At 47.8% G+C, this 21813-nt stretch carries 21 protein-coding genes; 7 read left to right on the forward strand and 14 right to left on the reverse strand.

What is annotated here, in order from left to right:
- Positions 1 to 81 precede the first annotated feature (81 nt).
- The 7 genes from fabF to F457_RS0102340 form a co-directional block, all read right to left on the reverse strand.
- Positions 82 to 1365, reverse strand: a complete 1284-nt coding sequence (gene fabF, locus F457_RS0102310; RefSeq protein WP_018979518.1) for a beta-ketoacyl-ACP synthase II — start codon at positions 1363 to 1365, stop codon at positions 82 to 84.
- Positions 1366 to 1492: 127 nt separating this feature from the next.
- A complete protein-coding gene (locus tag F457_RS0102315) occupies positions 1493 to 1738 on the reverse strand; it encodes an acyl carrier protein (RefSeq protein WP_018979519.1) in 246 nt (81 codons plus the stop codon).
- Between the two features lie 158 nt (positions 1739 to 1896).
- Complete coding sequence (fabG, locus tag F457_RS0102320; protein WP_018979520.1) at positions 1897 to 2640, reverse strand: 3-oxoacyl-[acyl-carrier-protein] reductase; 744 nt, start codon at positions 2638 to 2640, stop codon at positions 1897 to 1899.
- 14 nt (positions 2641 to 2654) lie between these two features.
- Entirely contained in the window at positions 2655 to 3599 is a 945-nt protein-coding gene (gene fabD / locus F457_RS0102325) for an ACP S-malonyltransferase (protein ID WP_018979521.1), read from the reverse strand.
- Between the two features lie 129 nt (positions 3600 to 3728).
- Positions 3729 to 4436, reverse strand: coding sequence for a glycine betaine ABC transporter substrate-binding protein (locus F457_RS0102330; RefSeq protein WP_026294100.1), 708 nt, complete (start codon positions 4434 to 4436; stop codon positions 3729 to 3731).
- A 112-nt stretch (positions 4437 to 4548) separates the two neighbouring features.
- Positions 4549 to 6498: a M13 family metallopeptidase gene (locus F457_RS0102335; RefSeq protein ID WP_018979523.1), complete on the reverse strand. Its 1950-nt coding sequence runs from the start codon at positions 6496 to 6498 to the stop codon at positions 4549 to 4551.
- A gap of 201 nt (positions 6499 to 6699) precedes the next feature.
- Positions 6700 to 7527 carry an acyl-ACP desaturase gene (locus tag F457_RS0102340; RefSeq protein WP_018979524.1) on the reverse strand — a complete coding sequence of 276 codons (828 nt, stop codon included), beginning with the start codon at positions 7525 to 7527 and terminating at the stop codon, positions 6700 to 6702.
- Positions 7528 to 7651: 124 nt separating this feature from the next.
- On the opposite strand from F457_RS0102340, the gene bioB reads away from it, so the two are divergent.
- Positions 7652 to 8659 carry a biotin synthase BioB gene (bioB, locus tag F457_RS0102345; RefSeq protein ID WP_018979525.1) on the forward strand — a complete coding sequence of 336 codons (1008 nt, stop codon included), beginning with the start codon at positions 7652 to 7654 and terminating at the stop codon, positions 8657 to 8659.
- 54 nt (positions 8660 to 8713) lie between these two features.
- On the opposite strand, the gene F457_RS0102350 is transcribed toward bioB, so the two are convergent.
- Genes F457_RS0102350 through F457_RS0102370 form a run of 5 tightly spaced genes read right to left on the reverse strand, consistent with a single transcriptional unit; the run spans position 8714 to position 14301 of the window.
- Positions 8714 to 9487 carry a hypothetical protein gene (locus F457_RS0102350; protein WP_018979526.1) on the reverse strand — a complete coding sequence of 258 codons (774 nt, stop codon included), beginning with the start codon at positions 9485 to 9487 and terminating at the stop codon, positions 8714 to 8716.
- On the reverse strand, positions 9484 to 10440 hold the full coding sequence (locus F457_RS0102355) for an MlaD family protein (protein ID WP_018979527.1): 957 nt from the start codon (positions 10438 to 10440) through the stop codon (positions 9484 to 9486). Before F457_RS0102355 ends, F457_RS0102350 begins: the two co-directional genes overlap by 4 nt.
- A complete protein-coding gene (locus F457_RS0102360) occupies positions 10440 to 11153 on the reverse strand; it encodes a P-loop NTPase family protein (RefSeq protein WP_018979528.1) in 714 nt (237 codons plus the stop codon). The genes F457_RS0102355 and F457_RS0102360 overlap by 1 nt, the downstream gene beginning before the upstream one ends.
- On the reverse strand, positions 11153 to 11971 hold the full coding sequence (locus F457_RS0102365) for an MlaE family ABC transporter permease (RefSeq protein ID WP_018979529.1): 819 nt from the start codon (positions 11969 to 11971) through the stop codon (positions 11153 to 11155). Before F457_RS0102365 ends, F457_RS0102360 begins: the two co-directional genes overlap by 1 nt.
- Positions 11968 to 14301 carry an adenylate/guanylate cyclase domain-containing protein gene (locus F457_RS0102370; protein WP_018979530.1) on the reverse strand — a complete coding sequence of 778 codons (2334 nt, stop codon included), beginning with the start codon at positions 14299 to 14301 and terminating at the stop codon, positions 11968 to 11970. Before F457_RS0102370 ends, F457_RS0102365 begins: the two co-directional genes overlap by 4 nt.
- Positions 14302 to 14405: 104 nt before the next feature.
- On the opposite strand from F457_RS0102370, the gene ygfZ reads away from it, so the two are divergent.
- On the forward strand, positions 14406 to 15245 hold the full coding sequence (gene ygfZ / locus F457_RS0102375) for a CAF17-like 4Fe-4S cluster assembly/insertion protein YgfZ (protein WP_169584104.1): 840 nt from the start codon (positions 14406 to 14408) through the stop codon (positions 15243 to 15245).
- A gap of 9 nt (positions 15246 to 15254) precedes the next feature.
- Positions 15255 to 15671, forward strand: a complete 417-nt coding sequence (gene hisI, locus F457_RS0102380) for a phosphoribosyl-AMP cyclohydrolase (RefSeq protein ID WP_018979532.1) — start codon at positions 15255 to 15257, stop codon at positions 15669 to 15671.
- Here the strand turns inward: hisI and fghA are convergent.
- On the reverse strand, positions 15668 to 16522 hold the full coding sequence (fghA, locus tag F457_RS0102385; RefSeq protein ID WP_018979533.1) for an S-formylglutathione hydrolase: 855 nt from the start codon (positions 16520 to 16522) through the stop codon (positions 15668 to 15670). The two genes, hisI and fghA, sit on opposite strands and share 4 nt — an antisense overlap.
- 3 nt (positions 16523 to 16525) lie before the next feature.
- Entirely contained in the window at positions 16526 to 17641 is a 1116-nt protein-coding gene (locus F457_RS0102390) for an S-(hydroxymethyl)glutathione dehydrogenase/class III alcohol dehydrogenase (RefSeq protein ID WP_026294105.1), read from the reverse strand.
- Positions 17642 to 17743: 102 nt separating this feature from the next.
- Between F457_RS0102390 and F457_RS0102395 the strand changes: the two genes are divergently transcribed.
- The 4 genes from F457_RS0102395 to F457_RS0102410 all read left to right on the forward strand — a co-directional run bounded on the left by F457_RS0102395 (position 17744) and on the right by F457_RS0102410 (position 21780).
- Complete coding sequence (locus F457_RS0102395; protein WP_026294106.1) at positions 17744 to 18619, forward strand: bestrophin family protein; 876 nt, start codon at positions 17744 to 17746, stop codon at positions 18617 to 18619.
- Positions 18620 to 18677: 58 nt separating this feature from the next.
- Complete coding sequence (locus tag F457_RS0102400) at positions 18678 to 19268, forward strand: CarD family transcriptional regulator (RefSeq protein WP_040920663.1); 591 nt, start codon at positions 18678 to 18680, stop codon at positions 19266 to 19268.
- Between the two features lie 97 nt (positions 19269 to 19365).
- The gene (locus F457_RS0102405) at positions 19366 to 20166 is read left to right on the forward strand and encodes an SDR family NAD(P)-dependent oxidoreductase (protein WP_018979537.1); all 801 of its coding nucleotides are present in this window, start codon (positions 19366 to 19368) and stop codon (positions 20164 to 20166) included.
- A 300-nt stretch (positions 20167 to 20466) separates the two neighbouring features.
- Positions 20467 to 21780: a hypothetical protein gene (locus F457_RS0102410; RefSeq protein ID WP_018979538.1), complete on the forward strand. Its 1314-nt coding sequence runs from the start codon at positions 20467 to 20469 to the stop codon at positions 21778 to 21780.
- The last annotated feature ends 33 nt before the right edge of the window (positions 21781 to 21813 follow it).

Here is a 21813-nt window from a genome sequence, read left to right on the forward strand (position 1 = left end):
AAGCATGACATGATTTACGTGATACAATGAGAAGAGGAGCTTCTCAAGTTTAAGGCAGAGAAACTCCCGATACTCCTCATTTTACTCAGCAAAGCGCTTCAAAATGAGGCTTGCATTTGTTCCGCCAAACCCGAAGCTGTTAGAAAGCGCAACGTTGATTTTACGCTCTTGAGCTTCATGAGCAACCCGGTCAATCACAGTTTCACGCGCAGGATTATCTAAATTGAGCGTAGGCGGAATAACCCCATCACGAAGCGCTTGAAGGCAGAAAATAGCTTCAATCGCCCCAGCGGCCCCAAGCAAATGCCCAATGGATGATTTTGTAGACGACATCGCCAAGTGACGCGCATGGTCTCCAAAGCGACGCTCAACAGCAGCAAGCTCAAGGTCATCCGCCATCGTGGAGGTGCCATGAGCATTCACATAGCCTATCTCACTCACATCAGTCTGTGCGTCCTTCAGAGCAGCTGTCATGGCCCGATAGGCCCCTTCATGCCCTGCAGCAGGTGCTGTGATATGATGCGCATCACCAGAAAGACCATACCCACCAATCTCACCGTAGATCTTTGCTCCACGGCGTTTGGCATGTTCATACTCTTCCAGAACAAGCACCCCTGCACCTTCGCCCATCACAAAGCCGTCGCGCTCTTTATCCCAAGGACGTGAAGCCTTCGTCGGCTCATCGTTAAAGCCTGTTGAAAGAGCACGAGCCGAGCAAAAACCAGCAATCCCGAGAGCGCAAATAGCCGCTTCCGTGCCACCAGCAACCATCACATCGGCATCGCCATGTTGGATAAGGCGAGAAGCATCACCAATCGCATGGATCCCCGTTGCACAAGCGGTCACAGCCGCATGGTTAGGGCCTTTAAAACCATAGCGGATCGACAAATGTCCAGACGCGAGGTTGATTAATGCGGCAGGAATAAAGAAAGGCGACAGACGCCGCGCCTTTCCGTTCGCAACAGCAAGAGAATTCTCATAAATCGTTTGAAGGCCGCCAATCCCAGAACCGATCATCACACCGGTTGCACAGCGATCTTCTTCATTTTCAGGCTTCCAGCCTGAATCTTCAACAGCCTGAATAGCTGCAGCCAAACCAAGATGAATAAAACGATCCATCTTTTTCTGGTCTTTTGGAATTACCCAATCTGATAAGGTCAAGCCCCCTTCTTCAGTGGGGCCTTCTGGCACTTGTCCACCGATTCTTGCAGCAAGTTCTGATGGGTCAAAATGGGTAATCGGCCCAATGCCGGAGTGACCTTCGGTAAGACGCTTCCATGTCAGTTCAGCACCAACAGCAAGCGGGCTCACTGCACCCATTCCCGTGACGACAACACGTTTCCTGTTTGTTCCAGCCCCGCTCATCGACGCCCTACCTCGTATTCTTCTTATCAAACAAGCGGAATAGCCTTACACCACCCCGCTTTTCCATTCACAATGGAGACTAGCATAAAAAACCAGTCTCCAATGCATCTCTTGTCAAAGAGATTGATTAGGAAGCTTTTTGCTTGCTGATGTAGTCAATAGCATCAGAAACCGTTGCAATTTTTTCTGCTGTATCTTCTGGGATCTCAACAGAAAACGCTTCTTCAAAAGCCATTACCAACTCAACGGTATCAAGACTATCAGCACCCAGATCGTCAATGAAAGACGCATTTGGTGTGACCTTGCTTTCTTCAACGCCAAGATGCTCGACGACGATTTTCTTGACCTTATCAGCGATTTCGTTGTTGCTCATTTGCCTTTTCCCTTCTCCCCTCATGGGGTGCTACTAAACAAAACTCTGCCAGCTTCCATCACGAAAGACAGCATTGCCGCGTGACGAAGCAAGTTAGCGGCCTTCGTCAGGCAAAGCAGGGGCGCATTAGCACGCTTTGCCTCCTTTGGCCAAGTATTTCACACCATCGCCATGCCACCATTCACATGAAGTGTGGTACCAGTGACCCAGGCGGCCTCATCTGAAGCCAGATACAGCACGGCAGAAGCAACATCTTCTGGCCGTCCCATACGCCCAAGTGGAATCCCGCCCAAGAGGCGTTCACGCGCAGCTTCCGGCAGCGCATCTGTCATTGGGGTTTCCACAAAACCAGGAGCGACAACGTTTACCGTGACGCCACGTGATCCAGACTCTTGAGCCAAAGATTTGCTCATACCGACCAAACCAGCTTTGGCTGCTGCATAATTCGCCTGTCCTGGGTTACCCGTTGTCCCCACAATAGACGAAATAGAAATAATACGTCCAGAACGCCGACGAAGCATCCCCTTTAATGCCGCACGCGCTAAGCGAAATGGGCTCTCAAGATCAACTTTCATGACCTGTTCCCAATCGCTATCTTTCATACGCATCGCTAGCGTATCACGTGTGAGACCTGCATTGTTAATAAGAATATCCAATGTCTGTCCAGCGACTTCCTCAGCACGCTTAACGAGGGCATCAGCCTGCTCACCATCAGAAAGGTTCGCTGTAACAACATGAACGCGTTCTGAACCTAGTTGCTCTGCGACGCTTTTAAGCGCTTCTTCACGCGTACCACTCAACACGACACAGGCACCTTGGCGATGCAACTGTTCTGCAATCGCCTTGCCGATACCACCAGAGGCTCCCGTGACGAGCGCAAGCTTTCCAGAAAGAGAAAACATGACGTGATCTTTCCTTAAAGATTTTTCAGCATGGTCTCGACGTCACCGGGTTTACCAGCAAAATCTGCCTTTAATTCCGGTGCGATCCGACGTGCTAGGCCCGTCAGAACTTTCCCCGCTCCCAACTCATGCTGCTGGGTAATAGCGCGTGTTTCAAAAGATTCAACCGTTTCTCTCCAACGCACACGCCCTGTAACCTGACGTACAAGCAAAGCTTTGATTTCATCAGGCGTTGTTACAGATTGAGCCGTAACGTTGGCAATCACGGGGATCGCCGCTTCCTTGAAACTGACCTTCTCCAAAGCATCTTGCATCTCGTCGGCCGCTGGCTGCATGAGAGAAGAGTGGAATGGTGCAGATACGGGAAGCTGCACAACACGACGCACCCCCTCTGCTTTGGCGAGCTCCATGACACGCTCAACAGAAGGAAGCTGACCTGAGACAACAATCTGTCCCCCGCCATTATCGTTAGCTACTTCCAGAACTTGTCCATCAGCAGCTTTAGCACAAAACTGTGCTGCCTTATCAGAATCGACACCTAACAAAGCAGCCATGCCTCCTTCCCCTACAGGAACAGCACGCTGCATGGCCTGACCACGAAGACGAAGCAACTTTGCTCCGTCAGAGATGGACATCACCCCCGCACTCGTCAAAGCGGCATATTCGCCTAAGGAATGGCCTGCAACGACGGAGGCTTTATCTTTTAAAGCAAACCCTCCTTCACTTTCCAGCACACGCACAGTCGCCATAGACACGGCGAACAAAGCCGGTTGCGTATTCTCAGTCGCTGTAAGCTCGTTAGCATCCCCTTCGAACATAAGCCGAGAAAGATGAGCGTTAAGAGCATCATCAACTTCTTCAAATACGGCCCGTGCTACAGGAAAGGCTTCAGCAAGCTCTTTTCCCATACCAACAAACTGACTGCCTTGCCCTGGGAAGACAAACGCGTGACGTGTCATGCAGACCCCTACTCTTTATTCAACTGTCTCGCTATGTAACCTGCGCAGACCCTTCCGACTACCCCAAAAGAGCCCAGCATATGGTCTTAAAGAACGGTCTTATACCGTTGAATAGTCAATATGCCGACATTAGCGCGGCAAAAGGCGCCCTCTTTGCCATGCCTCTGCTGCTTCTTCAGGATCCTTCCCTTGAACACTGACAGCATAGTCTAGCGCGTTCATGACGCGTGTTCCCAGCATCATAATAGACATTTCATCAAGCAAATCTTCATCAACTTCGTCACGCAATCCATCACGCAAAATAATTTGAGCAGAAACTGATTGGCCTTGCAGAAGATTACTATCTGGGAGCTCGACTAACGATCCATCGTGGAAAGCTGCATGAGGCTGCCATACGGCAAAAACTGGATTTTCCCCGCGCTCATGAGCCTGCTGCACGCGGTCGAGCAGCGCCCCTTCACCAATGGTCTCAACAGCTAAGTCTTTTAACGCTTGGTGTTGCTCCTGAGCTGCCTTCACGTAAGAAAGGCTCTCTTCTGTCACAATGAAGCTGGTGTACGCACCATCTTTAGCGTCTTTAAGCACTGATAACGCCAGCTGAGGCTGATAAAGATCACCGATGGTTTCACGCCCTTTATGAACTAAACCCTCATCTTGAGGCATCCATGCGGAAACCAAAATGTCGATATCGTGGCGCGCAAGCGCTTCCTCACGTTCATCTGCACTGAGATCAACATAAGATACATCCACGCCGTTTGCTTCCACCACACGTGCAACAGCACTCGCACATGCCGCATGAAGCGCGGTGTAAAGATGACCAATAGCAAGATGAGACATCAGGAAAGCCCCTACAACCATAAGAAATGCTATATGGAATAGACAGAGGCTTCCTATTTGTGAAGCCTCTCTGCCCCATTAATAAAACGACAGAGAGGTTGTTAAGCCAGTGTTACCAGATTTTCACACGTTGATCTGGTGATAAATAAAGTTTCTGGCCCGGCTTTACCCCAAACGCGTCATACCACTCATCAATATTATGTGCAGGCATGTTAACACGCGTAATAGCAGGAGCATGCTCATTGGAAAGCATTTGCCGACGCAATGCATCAGGACGATCTTTCTCACGCCAAGCTTGAGCCCAGCCTAAAAAGACCCGCTGATCCCCACTAAGGCCATGAACCACCACACTTGGTTTGCCATGTAGAGAATTGTGATAAGCTTGAAGTCCTAGGTTCAACCCTCCGAGATCAGCAATATTCTCGCCCATTGTCATGGCACCATTGACATGCAGCCCTGGTAAGACCTCTTGTGCGTCATATTGCGCGCCGAGGCGTTTAGCGAGCTTTTCGAAAGCAGCTGATGATTGCGGGCTCCACCAATCATAAAGTCGACCATGTTCATCATAATGACGTCCTTGGTCATCAAAACCATGGCTCATTTCATGACCAATCACCCCACCAATAGCCCCATAATTGACTGCCATATCCCCTTTCGGATCAAAGAACGGAGGCTGTAATATAGCGGCTGGGAATACGATCTCGTTCATCGTTGGGTCATTATAGGCATTGACCGTTTGCGGCGTCATATCCCACTCATCACGGTCGACGGGCCGATCAAGCTTAGAAAGCTGGTAATTCCACCCAAAGGCAATACCGCGTTTCGCATTGCCATAAATATCCCCTGGCCGAACCTCAAATGCGCTGTAATCACGCCATTTTTTGGGATAACCAACCTGGATCGCAAAATGATCTAACTTCACGAGGGCTTTCTGTCGTGTTGGTGCATCCATCCACGTATTATGCTGCAAACGTTCCCGGAAGGCCGCTTTGAGCTCCCCAACTAAGCCTGTAATCTGCTCTTTTGCAGAGGCTGGGAAGTAACGCGCGACATATTCGCGCCCAAGAGCCCATCCCATCGCACTATCCGTCGCGCTCACTGCACGTTTCCAACGCACCGGCTGTACATCAACACCTGTCAACGTATGGCCGTTAAAATTAAAGGATGCGTCAGAAAAGTCATGCGACAAATATGGCGCTGCATTGTCGGCAAGATGAAATGCAAGCCATGCTTGTAAAATCCGTGGCTCAGTACGAGCTAAAACACGGCCCATTGCAGCAATGGCTTTTGGCTCACGAACGTCAATAATTCGATCTTCCAAGCCTTCTTCAGGCAAACCTGCCGCAAGAAAAAAGCTCTTCCAATCAACATCTGGCGCTTTAACAGCGAGCGCCTTAATGGTCATTGGATTGAAGACTTTTAGTGGATCCCTTGTTTGATCACGTGGAGCTTCAACACGAGCTAATGACGTTTCAAGCGCAACCACATCGTCTGCTGACCTTTGAGCATCAGGCCACTGAGATAACGTCAGTAAACGCGCAATGTAAGCGCGGTACGCCTCTTTTTTAGGCGCAAGCTTTGGATCAAAATAATAGCTGATATCTGGCAAGCCGAGCCCACCTGAAACACCAATACTCATCCCTTGGTCAAGCATCAGCATATACCGTGCTGGATCACGCTGATCTTGCTCAATACCAAACACAAAGGTACTGAACATAAAAGAATGAACTGACTGACCAAAAATACGCGCTAAAGATTCGCGATCCTTAACAGAACGAATAGCGGATAGATCTTTAGAAAGAGGCTCTCCTCCTTCGCGATCTGCTGCTGCTTGATCTAGATAGCTTGCGTAATAGATGCCAAGCTTCCCTAGCTCGCTCTGTGCGCCTCTTGGATGCTGGACGGCGTCTTCTAGGATAGCTTTTTGACGTGCCTGGGAAAGCTCAAAAAGAATCCTGAACGGCCCATAGCTGCTCATATCGTCAGGAATCTTTAAATTCTGCAAATAGTGCCCATTCGCATAATGAAAAAAATCATCCCCAGGGTGAATGTTTGTATCCATTCCTGACTGATTAAAGCCCCAGTCATTATGATAAGGTTGCACAGATACAGAAGAGGCCTGCGCTGCGTCTAAACCGCCCCATACTACCCCTAGCCCTAAAGCTACGAGCCCAGTTGTTTGTGTTACTCGTGATGAAAATTGCGAGAATCGCACATTTTTTCTCCTAATAGGGCGATGATATGATCGCCCATCGTAATGATGTTAAGCAGCTATCTTTGTTCGTTTCAAATATGTTTTTTGCCGCCATTTGATCAAAAGATAAGCCCCACGAGCAATGAGGCGCTGCCAACGGGAATGTGGTTTCAAACCCGTCGTTTTGACAATCATCGCCGTCACTCGGTCAAGGTGCTTTTGCTGATAAAATTCCATCGCACGCCCCATATAAGCCGCAATACAGCGATTATGGTCATACATGACGTCAGAACGCTCATTCGTCACATGATAGGCTGTCGCCAGCTCATCATCCTCACTTTCAAGAACACGCCCAAGTGCAATCCGTAAACGTGACCATGGCCCCAGCTTTTCGCGCTCCAGATAGCGGTGCATCTGGTCATAGAACAGCTTAAAATGACGATATTCATCCGCTGCAATCTGCTTACAGAGCGCCTTTAAGACAGGTTCTTCTGTTGCATCAGCCAGTGCTGTGTAAAATGACGATGTTCCCGTTTCGACCATACAGCGGGCGATCATTTCACCTGTTCGGGAACCACGGATAGAAGCATCAACATCAGCATCAATACGATATGTATCCCGATAACGCTCAAATGCCTCTGTATAATCCCACGTTGGGTCAGCCAACATGGCCCATTTCCCTAGCGCATCTCCGTGCTGAACTTCTTCCTCTGCCCAGTTCTGCGCCGCTGCACTAAACCCCTCATCACCTGCAAAAACATGCAAAAGATAGTCCGTGTAATCACGAGCGTTTCGCTCAACCACAGAAGCCGCTTTCACGAGAGCAATCATGTCAGGGTTCACTTTTGACGGCTCAAACGCTTCCCAATCCATTTGTTCAATGCGCCAATGTTTCACAACGTCCCTCTCCTGTGCATTCGTTTACATTTGATATATAGACTGCTCATCGCCTCGTACTTCCAGATGGCATGCCGTAGGCATTATGGGTAGGTGTAGGCAGCCAATAGGAGACAACATTTAGATGAATGCTGATCATATGACAGAGCATGCACCAAATTTTCCGCTACGTCACGACTGGACACGCGAGGAAGTCGAACGGCTCCTTGCTCTTCCATTTCCGGAACTTATTTTCCAAGCTCAGCAGGCTCACCGTCAGTATTTTGACCCGACCAAGGTTCAAATTTCCACTCTGCTCTCCATTAAAACAGGGGGTTGTCCTGAAGATTGCGCTTACTGCCCACAGAGCGCTCGTCATAACAATGAACAAAATGCTGCCAAGCTCCTTCCGCTAGAGACCGTCATTGCGGATGCTAAAACAGCCAAAGCAGCTGGTGCTGGTCGCTTCTGCATGGGAGCGGCGTGGCGAGCCCCTAAAGACCGTGATCTCGACCCCGTTTGTGAGATGGTAAAAGAGGTCAAGGCGTTAGGCTTGGAGACATGCCTTACAGTTGGCATGTTAACACCCAGCCAATCCCAACGTCTCAAAGAGGCCGGGTTGGACTATTACAACCATAACCTCGATACGTCTGAAGATTTTTATGGTAAAATTATCTCCACACGTACGTATCAGGATCGCCTCGATACGCTGGCTAATGTCCGTGATGCAGACATTAAGGTCTGTTGCGGGGGGATTATCGGCATGGGGGAAGATGTTTCTGACCGTGCGGGACTCCTAATGACGCTCGCTAATTTACCAACACATCCTGAAAGTGTTCCCATCAACCTACTTGTCCGCGTTGAAGGTACACCACTTTCTGATACAGAAGCCGTAGACCCCGTCACGTTTGCACGCGTTATCGCGACAGCCCGTATCATGATGCCAGCCAGTCATGTTCGCCTCGCTGCGGGGCGCGAAAACATGTCAGAAGCCGCTCATGCTCTTTGCTTCCTTGCTGGAGCAAACTCTATCTTTTGGGGAGAGAAGCTTCTGACGACCCCTAACCCTAAAGAAAATAGAGACAAGCAGCTCCTTGAGGTTTTAGGTATGTCGCCCATGATGGATCGCGACCCAACGTTAGTGTCTTCGTAAAAACATGTGCCACGCCTCGTCTTCTCATAGACGGGGCGTCGGCATTACGCTGTCTTATCCTGCATTGTCATTTTGAACACTATCTTGTATTTGCCGCCTTAACTTCGCGGCCTTATCGAACTCACCTAAACCATCATAGGCTTGAGACTGCAGAAGTAGAGCGCGGCGCATCGCCCGATAATCTCCTGCTTCCTCACGCATTTTCGTTAAGTTCCCTGTAAAGGTGGCAGCATTAGACCAGTCGTGCACCATTAAGTAATAATGAGATTGTAGCTCCAGCAAATTACTTTTCGCACGAGCTTCTTTATAATGCGACAGATGCTCAATTGCTTCTTGCAGCAGTGCCTTATCTTGGGTTGCCGCAGCATTTAAACCTAAAACCGTATAAGCCTGCTCCTGCGTTTCCACATCTTGTGACGTAAGAGCTTGACGCGCTTCCCTCTCGGAAGAGGTCCATCTTTTTAAGCCGTAAAAAGCGTAAGAACGAATAAGTTTTAAGTCTTCTTGTCTCTTCCAGTCACGGACAGACAATGCCGCTAAAACCTGATCGAGTGTTGATAAACATTCATCCAGCTTATTTTGACGCAGCTGCGCAGTCGCTAAATTATACCCAGCATCATGGATACCCTGCGCATCATTCGCGGCAAGAGCCCTCTGAAGCGCCCTGTTATACTGAATGGCAGCTTGGCCCATATGACCGCGATTAAAGATCGTATGGCCTGTATCCATCGCTAAGGAATATTGTCCATCCTCCCAAACCTGATGTTGCGGGCTACACGCCCCAAGCATCAGCAGTGCAGAAAGGGAGAAAAAATATGTCTTGTTCATGGGTGCACCTCATAAGCTGGTAAGCGCCGTTTAACTTTAGAGCTTCCACTCCCTCCTAAAATCCATAAAGAGCGAAGTTGATCCGTCATTTTTCGCAAACTGTCGGCCGTTGCTTCGGCCTCAATCATAAGCTGTGGCAATTGTTCCGTACTCAGGGCTGTATTATGCATGATGGCGTTCACATCAGGAGTAGACTTCTTGAGATCTCCAGTTATGACATGTGCATTACTTAACGTCCCATTCGCTTCTTGCAACGTCGTGTCAAGCTTTCTTTCAAGAGGCTGCACATTCTGGATAGCCGCATTGAGGCTTAATAAAAGCTGGTTAACATGCTGAGCCGTTTCTGGCTTACTCAACAACTCTCCTGCTGTCCCCTTCCCTGCTCGCAAGTCTACAAGCAGTTCCTTCGCTTGCTGCGTAATCGCCTGCACATTGTCCATCGCCGGTAAGAGACGAGCACGCACATCTCTTAGCGTCTGTATAATCATATCGGCAGGATTGAGCTCAACATTCGCTTGCATGACCGCAAACCCCCAATCAAGCGGCTGTCCTTGCCCACGTGACAGCTCAATGTAACTCGCCCCTGCTACAACGAAACGCCGTCGAATTGTCGCCGTACTGTCTGTACGAATATAACGCTCAAACTGAGGTTCAATCGTCCCTTCTGCCGACATACGGCCAGCTTCGTTCATATCAATCTTACGAATCTCACCAACATGAACACCCATCACCTCAATATCATTGTTGATTGCTAATCCGGCAACACCGCTCTCTGGGAGCACAAAATGAATCCGCCCTGCTGGAGTAAGCCATTGCCGCAAGAAGCCCGCCTCAATGATGGCCGCTATCAGCACAACGAGTGCTACCAAAACGAGAAGCCCGACCCACTCATCGGCATAGCGATTACGAAATAATGGCCTTGCTGTATCTGTCTGACGTTTTAGGCGCAGCATCACGCACTCCTCATTTCCATAAGACCACTATCACCTAGGCGAAACACCTGCATGTTCTCTTTCACGTAATCATGCCAAACTGCATGGTCAGACGCTATCCATACAACAGCACAGCCCCTCTGCATGGCCGCTGTCAACTCAGAAAGAAAAGCCTCATATAGTCCCTCCGGCTGTAAAGAAACGGGGTCTTCTAAAAGCAGCAGAGAAGGCTTTCCCAAAAAAGCCCGAATATATTCAGCGCGCCGTCGATCCAGAGCTGACAGACGCCCCGGGGGCTGTATGGGTAACCCGGGCAAACCAAACCGTATCCCCAGCTTTACCGCTTCCTCAACCAAAACATCTAAATCTGTTGAACTATGATGAAGACGAGGCCACATGACGTTCATGTGAGTACCGTAGAGGTCTATCCAATTACCACTTGAAAAAACACGCCCTATACGTCCTCTCAGAGCCCATACCTGACGCTCTTCAAGGTCTTTCCAATCCAAGCCCATACATTTCACGGAACCTTCACCTGTGGGCAAAACGCCCGTGCAAACGTCAACAAATTGCGTTCGCTGCACCGCATCACGGCATTCGATAAGAGCACATTCTCCAGGCCCTAACAAAAAATTATATTTTGCCGAGGCCAAGCCGCTATCCCCCAGCATAGGCCGTGCTTCCATAAGTTCCAAAGCAGCTGAATAGGAAGCTGTTGTCATTGTTTCGCTCATCATACGCTCCCTAGAACCAGATCAACGACAACATTAATCGCAAGGACAGACAGTATTCCCCGTGAAAACCCGCGAGGAAGAAGGGTTGTTAAATTGTCTTCTGATGTAATATCCATTCCAGATAGGCAGCAACACAACCCAACAACCAAGCCACTTAATAAGAATTTGATAGGAATGCCGATATAATCAAGCGGATTAACGCTGTTGACCACTTGAAACATGAACGACCAAAGAGAAACGGTTACTATCCCTTTAGCCCAACAAACAACATAACCTGTTCCCAAAGCAATCAAGCTAAATAATGTTCCCAGTGTGAAGCCACTAATGGTCATCGCAACAGTGCGTGGCAACACGAAACTTAAAAATGGATCAATGCCTAAACTCGTAAGTGTTTTTAATTGCCCTTGCGTCGCGAGATTTCCCATCTCAGCAAGCATCAACATGCCCGACCGACCAAGTAGAATCACACCAACGAGAACAGGCGCTATCTCACGCACCAAAACGCTTGCAAGGATTCCCCCGGTCATCTGCGCCATCCCGGCAAATCCAAGCCAAAAAACAGCCTGCGCGACAATTCCAAACCCTGTTATGCTCGCGACAACAATGACACTAAGCAAACCACCCGCCGTGACCTGTCGTAAGGTCTTCCAAAACTCAATCTTAACCGTACGACGCCATGTGCTGGGAAGGAATATTTCTTTTAAGATTCCCCATCCTGCACCGATCATAATCAGCATAAAACGCGGTTGAGACCGTGTAACCCGCCCGACAAAACCGGTTACGCGATGTATAATTAAAAAGCGCTCAGAAATATTCATCGCCGACCTGCCAAGATATAACTTCGTGTAACACCACTTCCCGGCAAGTAGAAATCTCCTCTAGGCCTAAAAAGGAAATAACTTCTTAATTCTTGATATGCTTGCTCAGAAACTTGTATTTGACCATCATCAGGAGAATTACGGGCCAACAACTCTGCAACATTGAGGCCCTCCCCCCAAATATTGAACACATCAGGGTCTTTCCCCAGATGAGAAGCCATAACAGGCCCCACATCAAAACCAATACGGAAAGTCAGGTCAGTATTAATTCCTGCTAGCGCCATCAAACATGCTTCACGTATCCTAATCGCTGAATCAGCTAATCGAAGAGCGTCCCCATGGTTAAGTTTTTGCTGACAGCTCCCTAAAAAGACCACACGGCTCCCAGAAACCTGTACGGCAAACAGTCCAGTTTCACGCGCTATATTTTGTATTCGAGACGACAGATCACCAATGAGTTGGATCATCTGTTTCGCCGCATCTTGTTGCGCTGTATAGGCACCAGCAAATTCAAGCACCATAAGCGGAACCGCTGGATACAATCCAGTTTCCGGCACAGCCTTTGTTCCATCTAACGGATTAACCAAAAAGCCATGGACATAATGAATCTGCTCATCATGATCAGCAACAGCACGTTCAAAGTAGCTATCTTGCCCTGTTGATGGTGCAGTTTTCTCTACCCGCTGTTCCTGAGCAAAACGAACAGCCAATACAGAGGACGCCAAAGCAACAATACGCTCTATCCCTTCATTGTGGCCCGCATTCTCTATCATGAGAGCTCCAACAGGACGGTGCTGCTCTGTTACTGGGAAAAACAGTAAACGTTGAGTGTTCGCGGTTCTCATAACCAGCCGATGGAACACCTCAAAACGCTCATCTTGCGTCGCATCCGACACATTAACAGCGTACATCTCAGATAATGTTTCAAACAATTTCTCATAAGATGATTTATTGAGCTCTATCCCCGCAGCATGCACGTTACGGGCTGCGTCAAACATATCCTCACAAATGAGGCGCTGCTTATCTGAAAGCAAGCGCCAAACACTCACTCTTTTTCCTCCTGAGCGTTCTGCTAAGGCTTCTGTCAAAATTGGGATTTCCTGAGAAGGATTAAGCAAACCTGGTGTGTTTGCTACCCGAAGCAGAATCGCATTTTCACGTTTTTCTTCATCACTTCGTCCACGAATAACCTTTTGCAAACGTTCCACACGGCGCCCTTGATAGATCAGCCCCAAGGCAAGCAGAGAAGCAAGACCAACAATAAGGAGTGAAAAATAGATCGTTTGCTTTTGTACATCTTGCGTAAAGCTCGCGAAGTCATTTTCCGGAGCATTCAGAAGCAGCACCCATGACCGCTTTGCTAATGGCATAGCAGACGCAATCGTCACATAGTTCTGTCCCCTTGCATGGACTAAACCAGCACCATCCCCTCTAACCCTGAAAATATTTAATGCTCGCACAAAAACAGGTTGTATAACCGGGTCTAAATGAACATCGGCAGCATTAAACCCCGGCTTCTCAAGGCCCTCCATATTGCGACCAGCAATAACATGACCATCCAAATCAACGATAACAGCTTTGCCGCTCTTCCCAACTTTCAAGCTGTTAACAAACTTCGTTAACTGGTTGAGAGAAACATTAATCGCAAAGACAAAACGATGCCCGTCTAATGTGTGGAACGACGTTGACGCAGTAACAATAAATTGATGCGTTGAGACATACGGATATGGGTCTGTCCAATAGAGACGGTTACTTCCTTCTTGGTGCTCGTGACGTATACCCCCTGTGTACCAAGGCCTTGTCCGCGAATCGTAATCCCCCGCTGGATACCTCTCAACGCTCAGAAATTTTCCATGAGAATCTGTCGTTGTATTCTCAAAAAGATTTTCCCCATTCTTCTTTTTAAGTGCCAGCTCCACATAATTATCACCATGGCGTGATACCATCCAAACACGCCCGTCTTCATCTCCCAAAAAGAAGCTATCAACCTGTGGTGCATTTTTAAGAACGGCCCTCCCCAACGACATAAAAGTTGCGGCATTCTGGTCAACATCAGGTCGATTCAACGCATCACGTGCAACAATGGATGTGGATGTCGCAGGCGAAAGATAATCGCTGACTTCTTGCGTAATATAACGCTGCTGTGTCCTCAAAAGATTACGTGACAGGACAATCGCCCCCTCACGCATCGTATGATAGGTATGCAACGTTACGAGAGCGATGGTACCAATAACCAGAAGCACCCCCAAGATAGGCGCTATAAACTGGAATATCTGCCAACGCCGGTTCGCTAAGCTCGCGGCGGGATCAACGATTTCATCTGACGACAAGATTCTTCACCCTTTTATTGATCGTCACGTCTTGGGAAATTTAGCCCATCTTTTTAAAGATAGCGGACTGTCCGTTTCTCACATTCTCTACTATCATGCCGCTAATGATGAAGCGCAACCATCTTTCTCACCGTTCGGTTCTTTCTCTCACAGGGAAAGAACGTTTGACCTTCCTCCAAGGTCTCATCACTAACGATGTTCTTTCCCTGAAAAATGGAGAGATCTGTTGGGCAGCCCTTCTAAACGCACAAGGGCGTATCCAAAGTCTTTTCTTTGTCTTTGGTACGCCTGACGCGCTTTTTCTTGATCTCCCTGATGATCACGCAGAAACAGTCATGAAGCAGCTGAAGCGTTTCCGTCTTCGAGCTGACGTCACTATCGAACTGACCTCCCTCACTGTGTTATCAGGTTCTTGTAAAGATCCTCAGCCTTCTCACGCTCTATGCTGTGCGCGTGACCCACGCCATCCTCATCTTGGCTGGCGTGCACTCGCAGACCATTCTTCAGAAAGCGACGATAAAGGTGAAGGTGACGCTGTCTTCCAACGTCGTCGCCTTGCGCTCGGCATTCCTGAAATGGCGGACCTTGGCGCTCCCGGGCAAACTCTTGCGCTGGAAGCTAATCTAGATGCTCTCAATGGCGTTTCATGGGAAAAAGGCTGCTATCTAGGGCAGGAAGTTACGGCGCGCATGCATTATCGTGCCCATGCGAAAAGACGTCTTCTTCCTGTCATTCTTCCCGATGATGCTTCTTTTTCTTGTGGAGACGATATTTTTTCTCACGACCAACATATAGGCACATTAAGATCGACCTGCGGGCCCTATGGGCTGGCGATGGTTCATCGGGACGCGTGGAACAATAATAACCTTCATATCAAAGAACGCACTATCCAGCTTGTATGGCCGGAATGGCTTCCAACGACATTACGTCCCGAAAAAGGATAAACTTACTTTATGAACTGGTCTTCCGTCCCTGATAGCGTGCTTCACGACATTCTCGAAGCAGTCTCCTTCAACAGTGATGGCCTCATCACGGCAATCGCACAAGATGAGACGCGTCACGTCTTGATGCTCGCATGGATGAATAAGGAAGCACTGGCTGAAACATTAAAAACTGGCCGTGTATGCTATTATTCCCGGAGTCGTCAGTCCCTCTGGCGCAAGGGGGAAACCTCAGGACAAGAGCAGCACCTTCTCTCTGCCGATCTGGACTGCGATATGGATGCTATTCTTCTAACAGTAAGGCAAAAGGGAGTCGCGTGTCATACAGGCCGCAGGAGCTGCTTCTACCAAAGCGTTACACCGCAAGGCTTAACGGAAAACGCAGCTCCCGACATTTCGCCTGAGCAGCTTTATCACTCAAAAAATTAAGCGCGTAATTCTGCGGCATGATGGTTGATGTGATCTTCTATAAAGCTTTGCACAAACCAATAAGAATGATCAAAACCCTCATGCTGCCTTAACGTTAGCGCCTGACCAGCACTACGAGCGGCCTCTTGCAACAAGTTGGGTTGTAGTTTCTCAAGGAAATTATCACTCAACCCTTGGTCAACCAGTAATGTCCCTGGGTGATGCTTGCCAGCCTTAAGCAGCAAGCACGGGTCATACTGTTGCCACAGCGATTGATTGCCGCCGAAATAAAGATTGGCAGCCTTCTCTCCCCAGTCAGTCCGAGAAGGGGAAGAAAGAGGGGCAAAAGCTGAGACGGTTTTCCACTTGTCTGGCGCGGAAAGAGCAAAGCTCAGTGCGCCCATTCCCCCCATAGAATGTCCCATAATACCACAACGTTCGGGGATAAAGGGGAAAGTCTCTTCCATGAGAGCTGGGAGTTCTTTCCCAACATAAGAAGCCATCCGGTAATGCTCAGACCACGGTTGGGCTGTTGCGTCTACATAATATCCAGCGCCTGTTCCGATGTCATAAGAATCGTCCTCTCCCGCAATGTTCGCTCCACGGGGTGAGGTGTCTGGCGCAATCAGCGCAATACCATGTTTTGCAGCATATCGAACGGCATTCGCTTTAATCAAAAACGTTTCTTGCGTGCACGTTAAGCCTGCCAACACATAGATTGTCGGGACAGAAGCCCCCTCTAAGGCTTGACGAGGCAGAAAAACACCAACCTTAGCATCTAAACCCAGCTCACGCGATGCATGAGAGAGGAAGCTTACTTCCCCTCCGCAGCAAGCATGGCGCTCTAACAGTTGTACTGTATCGCCCACCATACTTTAGTACTCCACAACATTACGGATTCCCTCACCACGACTCATCATCTCGAAGCCCTCGTTGATATCCTCAAGCTTCAATTTATGCGTGATCAGGTCATCAATATTAATGTGACCTTCCATGTACCAATCCACAATTTTTGGAACATCTGTGCGACCACGTGCGCCACCAAACGCAGAACCAATCCAGCGACGTCCGGTCACGAGTTGGAACGGACGCGTACTAATCTCCTGTCCGGCACCGGCCACGCCAATAACACAAGAAACACCCCAGCCGCGGTGCGCACTTTCCAAAGCTTGACGCATAAGTGTTACATTACCGACACACTCAAACGTGTAATCAGCCCCTCCGCCTGTCATCTCGATCAGATGCCCAACGATATCACCGTTTTCACCGAGATCTTTTGGATTGACGAAGTCTGTCATCCCAAACTTACGCGCCATAGCTTCACGTTCTGGGTTGATATCAATACCAATGATCCGGCGTGCACCAACCATCTTGGCACCCTGAATGACGTTAAGACCAATGCCACCCAGCCCAAAAACTGCAACCGTTGATCCAGCTTCTACCTTAGCGGTGAACAACACAGCACCAAGGCCTGTCGTGACACCACAACCGATATAGCAAACTTTATCGAAAGGGGCGTCTGGACGGATTTTAGCCAGAGAAATCTCAGGCATCACCGTATAATTCGCAAAGGTGGAGCAGCCCATATAATGATGGACAGGCTTGCCTTTGTAGGAAAAGCGCGTTGTCCCATCTGGGAGAAGCCCTTTCCCCTGCGTGCTACGAATGGATGTGCATAGATTCGTTTTCTGCGATAGGCAGGAAGGGCATTCACGGCATTCCGGTGTATAGAGCGGAATAACATGATCACCTGGCTTTAGGTGTTTCACACCAGAACCAACCTCACGTACGATTCCCGCCCCCTCATGACCTAAAATAGCAGGGAACAACCCCTCTGGATCTTGGCCAGACAACGTATATTTATCCGTATGACAAAGTCCTGTCGCCTTTACCTCAATAAGCACTTCCCCCTCACGAGGGCCTTCTAACTGAACAGTGTCAACAACGAGAGGCTTCCCAGCTTCCATTGCAATGGCGGCGCGCACGTCCATAATATCTTCCTTCTTCATATTCTTGCCCTTTGAATGTGCTAATTCGTATCAGGGCTTCAAGCCCTATCTTCCGTTTTCTCTAAATTCGAGGAGCATCACCCTTTGATCGTCCAGCGCCGCTACGGTATGATTGCCCTGGTCAAAGAGACCATGCCATCTCTTATTATCCTCGCTTTGTGGGACTCTGTTGTTGTTATTCTGTTCCAAGTTTTTCACCAGGAATGGATGGAGCAACCCTCTCTTCCCATTTCCTTAATGGGGTCAGCACTCGCTATTTTCCTCGGCATTCGTAACAATGCTGCTTATGCCCGCTGGTGGGAAGGAAGAAGCCTCTGGGGATCTGTTACGAATAATTGTCGCTCATTTGGTCGGCAAGCCGCAAGCCTTCTGCACAGCCGCCCAGATCTCGCACGTGCAATGGCAGCCTACCCATATATATTACGCGCCGCATTAAGTGGTAATGCTGTAGGACCAGAGATTGACACGCTTCTTACGCCCGAAATGAAGGAACGTATCTTTTCCTGCACGAACACATCTAATGCGTTGATTTACGAAATAGGAATTGAAGTTAAAAAAGAGGTAGAACGTTACAACATTGATGGTGCAGTTCATGGAACAGTCGACCGTATCTTGTCCGACCTTGCTAATGCACAAGGGGGACTTGAGAGAATTCGGAACACACCTCTTCCTGTACAGTATTCGATTCTCCCTAATATTGTGACACATCTTTTCTGTATCGTTCTTCCCTTCTCTGCCGTACAAACACTTGGCTGGATTACGCCACTCGGCTCCAGCATTATTGGCTTGCTTTTCCAGATGTTAGACCGTAGCGGACGGGACTTACAGGAGCCATTTAGCAATACCATACATGCTCTACCAATGCTGAATATGGCCCGTACGATTGAACGCGACCTTCTCCAGCCAATTGGCTTAAAAAGCCACCCTCTTCCCTCACCTAAAAATGGAATTCTTCCGTAAATAGAAGAACTGTACGAAATACGAGACAAAGAGTGGTTTTTCTGATAGGATAAGCACTATGAACAACAGCTTCAGAATGCCTCATAAAGTTGGCGTAACGGACGAAATGGCCCGCACTGCTGCCAAGAACACCGCTCGCCAGAAAGACCCAGAACAGGGTAGCAACCCCTTCCGTGAAGGGGACGCAATTGTCTATGCCGCTCACGGCGTCGGCCATGTTGACCGCATCGGCGAGGAAGAGGTTGCCGGTACCAAGATTGAGATGATCCAGATCTCTTTCCCTGGCAACCAAATGACGCTTCGTATTCCAATGGCTAAAGCTCGCAAATCGGGCTTACGCAAGATTGCGACGCGTGAAATCGTTGATAAAGCAATGGCTGTCATTAAAGGCAAACCGCATGTCAGCCGTGGTATGTGGGCACGACGGGCCGTCGCCTATCAGGAAAAAATCAACTCCGGTGACCTTGTGCAAATCGCTGAGGTTTTGCGCGATCTACGTCGAAACGTTGATAGCCTTGATGGTAGCTTCTCTGAACGTAAAATTTTTGAAGCTGCTCAAGAACGTTTTGTTGCAGAACTCGCTGTTCTTGAGGGTAAAGAACCATCCAAGGTTCTTGATGAACTCACTCAAACCATGAAGAACGCCTAAATTATGTCATGTTCACCCCTAATGATAAAGAAATATTAGGGGTGATCTTTTTATAAAACTCCTTCCTCTGGCTGATCCTGAAAGGAATTGATGACCCATGACGACCTCATCACGATCCCGCTTCAAAGGCCAAAAAGTCCTTATTACCGGCGCCTCTCAGGGAATAGGTGAAGCAACGGCACTTTATTTCGCTCAGGAGGGAGCACGCGTTGCTCTCAATGGGAGGAAGGAAGACAAACTTCTTGCTGTTCGAGAGAGCCTTCCAAAAGTACCAGAGGGTGATCATGTCATTGCGGCAGGGGATATCTCCAAAGAAGACGATGTCGCAGCCTTGATGGATAAAAGCATTCAAGAAATGGGTGGGTTGGATGTTTTAGTCTGCAATGCAGGGTATCAAATTCCCTCTCCTTCGGAAGATATTAGCCTAGCTGACTTTGAGGGGGTTATGGCCGTTAACGTCACGGGGGTTATGCTCGCTTGCCGTGCAGCACTGCGTTACTGGTTTAAAGAAGGCATTCAAGGGCGTATTGTTGTAAATTCCTCTGTTCATCAACTTATTCCTAAACCCCATTATCTGGGCTACTCCGCATCTAAAGGAGCTGTAGGCAATATTGTCCGCACATTAGCTCTCGAATATGCAAGCCGTGGCATTCGCGTTAATGCTGTCGCCCCTGGGGCCATTGTCACGCCAATCAATGACTCTTGGGTTAAAGACCCTAAACAATACGAGGCTGTTTCAAGTCATATTCCTATGAAACGACCGGGTCAGAGTGAAGAAATCGCGGCAACTGTCGGCTTTTTAGCCGCATCAGAAAGCAGCTACATCACAGGTCAAACTCTCTATGTTGATGGCGGCCTGACGCTTTACGGAGATTTTGAAAAGAACTGGTCTTCTTAGATAAGAATTAGGGAATTACTACACTTTTTATTCTTCCCTTCTGGCTTGCCTCCATCATTCTAGATATGTCCCCTCTCTGAAGCAGGACAGGGAAAGACTGAAATGAAATTATACTTACTTTTTAGTTAACAGCATTTGTATTCCCAAAAAGACTATATACTCTTACACTTACAAAAAAATTACCAACTACAATGGTATTTTTCTTATAAGCATAGAGGCTCGTTGATAACCTCTTCTTACTTGTTGACAGTGAAGAGTTTTCATATATTCTTTTCTTAGTTTTTTTTGAAGGGGATAGCGGTGAATAATTTTAGAGTCTATGATAAATTCAATGATACACCTTCAACATATATGGCCAAGCATACGCCCAAAAGGATAGCATTTACGTTCGCAGGTCGCCGCGATATGATGCGTAATCAGGTCATTTGGATGCGGGAACTGTTGGAAGCAGGTGTCCTTGACACATGGCATGTTTGGGATTTTACGCGCAATGAAGATGATAGACGTTGGTTAGAAGAAGAATTCTGTAACGACCATTTTGTCACGCATACTAAGCCAGATTCTAACAATTATGTTCCATTTTCCTTTCGAGGAATGGACGGGGCTGCGATTCAAGTATCCTCTCGAAGTGATGTCCATCTACTATTCGAGCTTGAGAACGGTAAGAAATTTGAAGTGGCGATCGGAATCGCATTGAACTCGGTATCCCTTTTAAGGGAGTTCGATGGAGAATACTTTGAGCATGCTGAGCCCATTAAAACTTCTTCCGTAGTTTTACAAGAGAAAGAAAAAAACTCTCTCACTTTTGATTTTGAAAAAAAATCTTTTTCAGTATTCTGTGAAGGAGTTGCTGTTTTTTCGAATATTCCCTTGAAAGGTTCAAGAGTAGAAAAAATAAGCGTAAAGACTGGATATGGACACAAAGGTGTTTGGGAGTACAATACAAATACTTCTTCTAAGATAAAAGTTATATCTACCAATATAGACTCCGACTCTTCTCTTGTTAACTTTAATAGTTGTTACCGATACTATACAGATCGAGTATATGCTCACTCAACTTTTTTGAAAATAGATGATGACCTTATCGATCTGGATGCCAAGCAGCTGAATGCTATGCTTAATTATGCCGAGTCTTCTGATGGCATGGAGATTGTAAGTGCTAACGTAATTAACAATGATCAGTGTTTATATAATCAAATAAAATATGGTTTCTTTGAAAATTCTTCTTTGAACCTAAAAGCTGATTTGATGACAATGGGGCCCTTCTTCAATACACCAGACCTTTGCGAAAAAGCACATATTTATTACCTACAAAACAGAGAAGATTTCTGGAATAAAGCTCGTTCAATTGATGAAGTGACTTCTGTTCCTAAGTATGATAGGCTGTCCATCAATTGTATTGCTTTTAAATATGATATACTTGTCCTAATGAATTCTTTTCCCGAATTAGCAGACAAAAGAGGAGATGAAGAAATAATGACAATGATGTTGCCTGCATTCGGTGTTAAGAAAACAATATTTAATAAGTGCATGGCTTCACATTTGTCTTTCTTCACTCAGGTTCCGGGATGGGATCAAAAAGAAATTATTGAAGCATATCATAAATTATATTAGTAGTGTTGATAGTACAATAAATATTCCTAGGCG

The organism is Saccharibacter floricola DSM 15669, from assembly GCF_000378165.1.
GTDB lineage: Bacteria > Pseudomonadota > Alphaproteobacteria > Acetobacterales > Acetobacteraceae > Saccharibacter > Saccharibacter floricola.

Coding starts and splice junctions, on each gene's coding strand:
- fabF (WP_018979518.1), bottom strand. CDS start 1,365: ATGAGCGGGGCTGGAACAAACAGGAAACGTGTTGTCGTCACGGGAATG.
- F457_RS0102315 (WP_018979519.1), bottom strand. CDS start 1,738: ATGAGCAACAACGAAATCGCTGATAAGGTCAAGAAAATCGTCGTCGAG.
- fabG (WP_018979520.1), bottom strand. CDS start 2,640: ATGTTTTCTCTTTCTGGAAAGCTTGCGCTCGTCACGGGAGCCTCTGGT.
- fabD (WP_018979521.1), bottom strand. CDS start 3,599: ATGACACGTCACGCGTTTGTCTTCCCAGGGCAAGGCAGTCAGTTTGTT.
- F457_RS0102330 (WP_026294100.1), bottom strand. CDS start 4,436: ATGTCTCATCTTGCTATTGGTCATCTTTACACCGCGCTTCATGCGGCA.
- F457_RS0102335 (WP_018979523.1), bottom strand. CDS start 6,498: ATGGATACAAACATTCACCCTGGGGATGATTTTTTTCATTATGCGAAT.
- bioB (WP_018979525.1), top strand. CDS start 7,652: ATGAATGCTGATCATATGACAGAGCATGCACCAAATTTTCCGCTACGT.
- F457_RS0102350 (WP_018979526.1), bottom strand. CDS start 9,487: ATGAACAAGACATATTTTTTCTCCCTTTCTGCACTGCTGATGCTTGGG.
- F457_RS0102355 (WP_018979527.1), bottom strand. CDS start 10,440: ATGCTGCGCCTAAAACGTCAGACAGATACAGCAAGGCCATTATTTCGT.
- F457_RS0102360 (WP_018979528.1), bottom strand. CDS start 11,153: ATGAGCGAAACAATGACAACAGCTTCCTATTCAGCTGCTTTGGAACTT.
- F457_RS0102365 (WP_018979529.1), bottom strand. CDS start 11,971: ATGAATATTTCTGAGCGCTTTTTAATTATACATCGCGTAACCGGTTTT.
- ygfZ (WP_169584104.1), top strand. CDS start 14,406: ATGATGAAGCGCAACCATCTTTCTCACCGTTCGGTTCTTTCTCTCACA.
- hisI (WP_018979532.1), top strand. CDS start 15,255: ATGAACTGGTCTTCCGTCCCTGATAGCGTGCTTCACGACATTCTCGAA.
- fghA (WP_018979533.1), bottom strand. CDS start 16,522: ATGGTGGGCGATACAGTACAACTGTTAGAGCGCCATGCTTGCTGCGGA.
- F457_RS0102390 (WP_026294105.1), bottom strand. CDS start 17,641: ATGGACGTGCGCGCCGCCATTGCAATGGAAGCTGGGAAGCCTCTCGTT.
- F457_RS0102400 (WP_040920663.1), top strand. CDS start 18,678: ATGAACAACAGCTTCAGAATGCCTCATAAAGTTGGCGTAACGGACGAA.
- F457_RS0102405 (WP_018979537.1), top strand. CDS start 19,366: ATGACGACCTCATCACGATCCCGCTTCAAAGGCCAAAAAGTCCTTATT.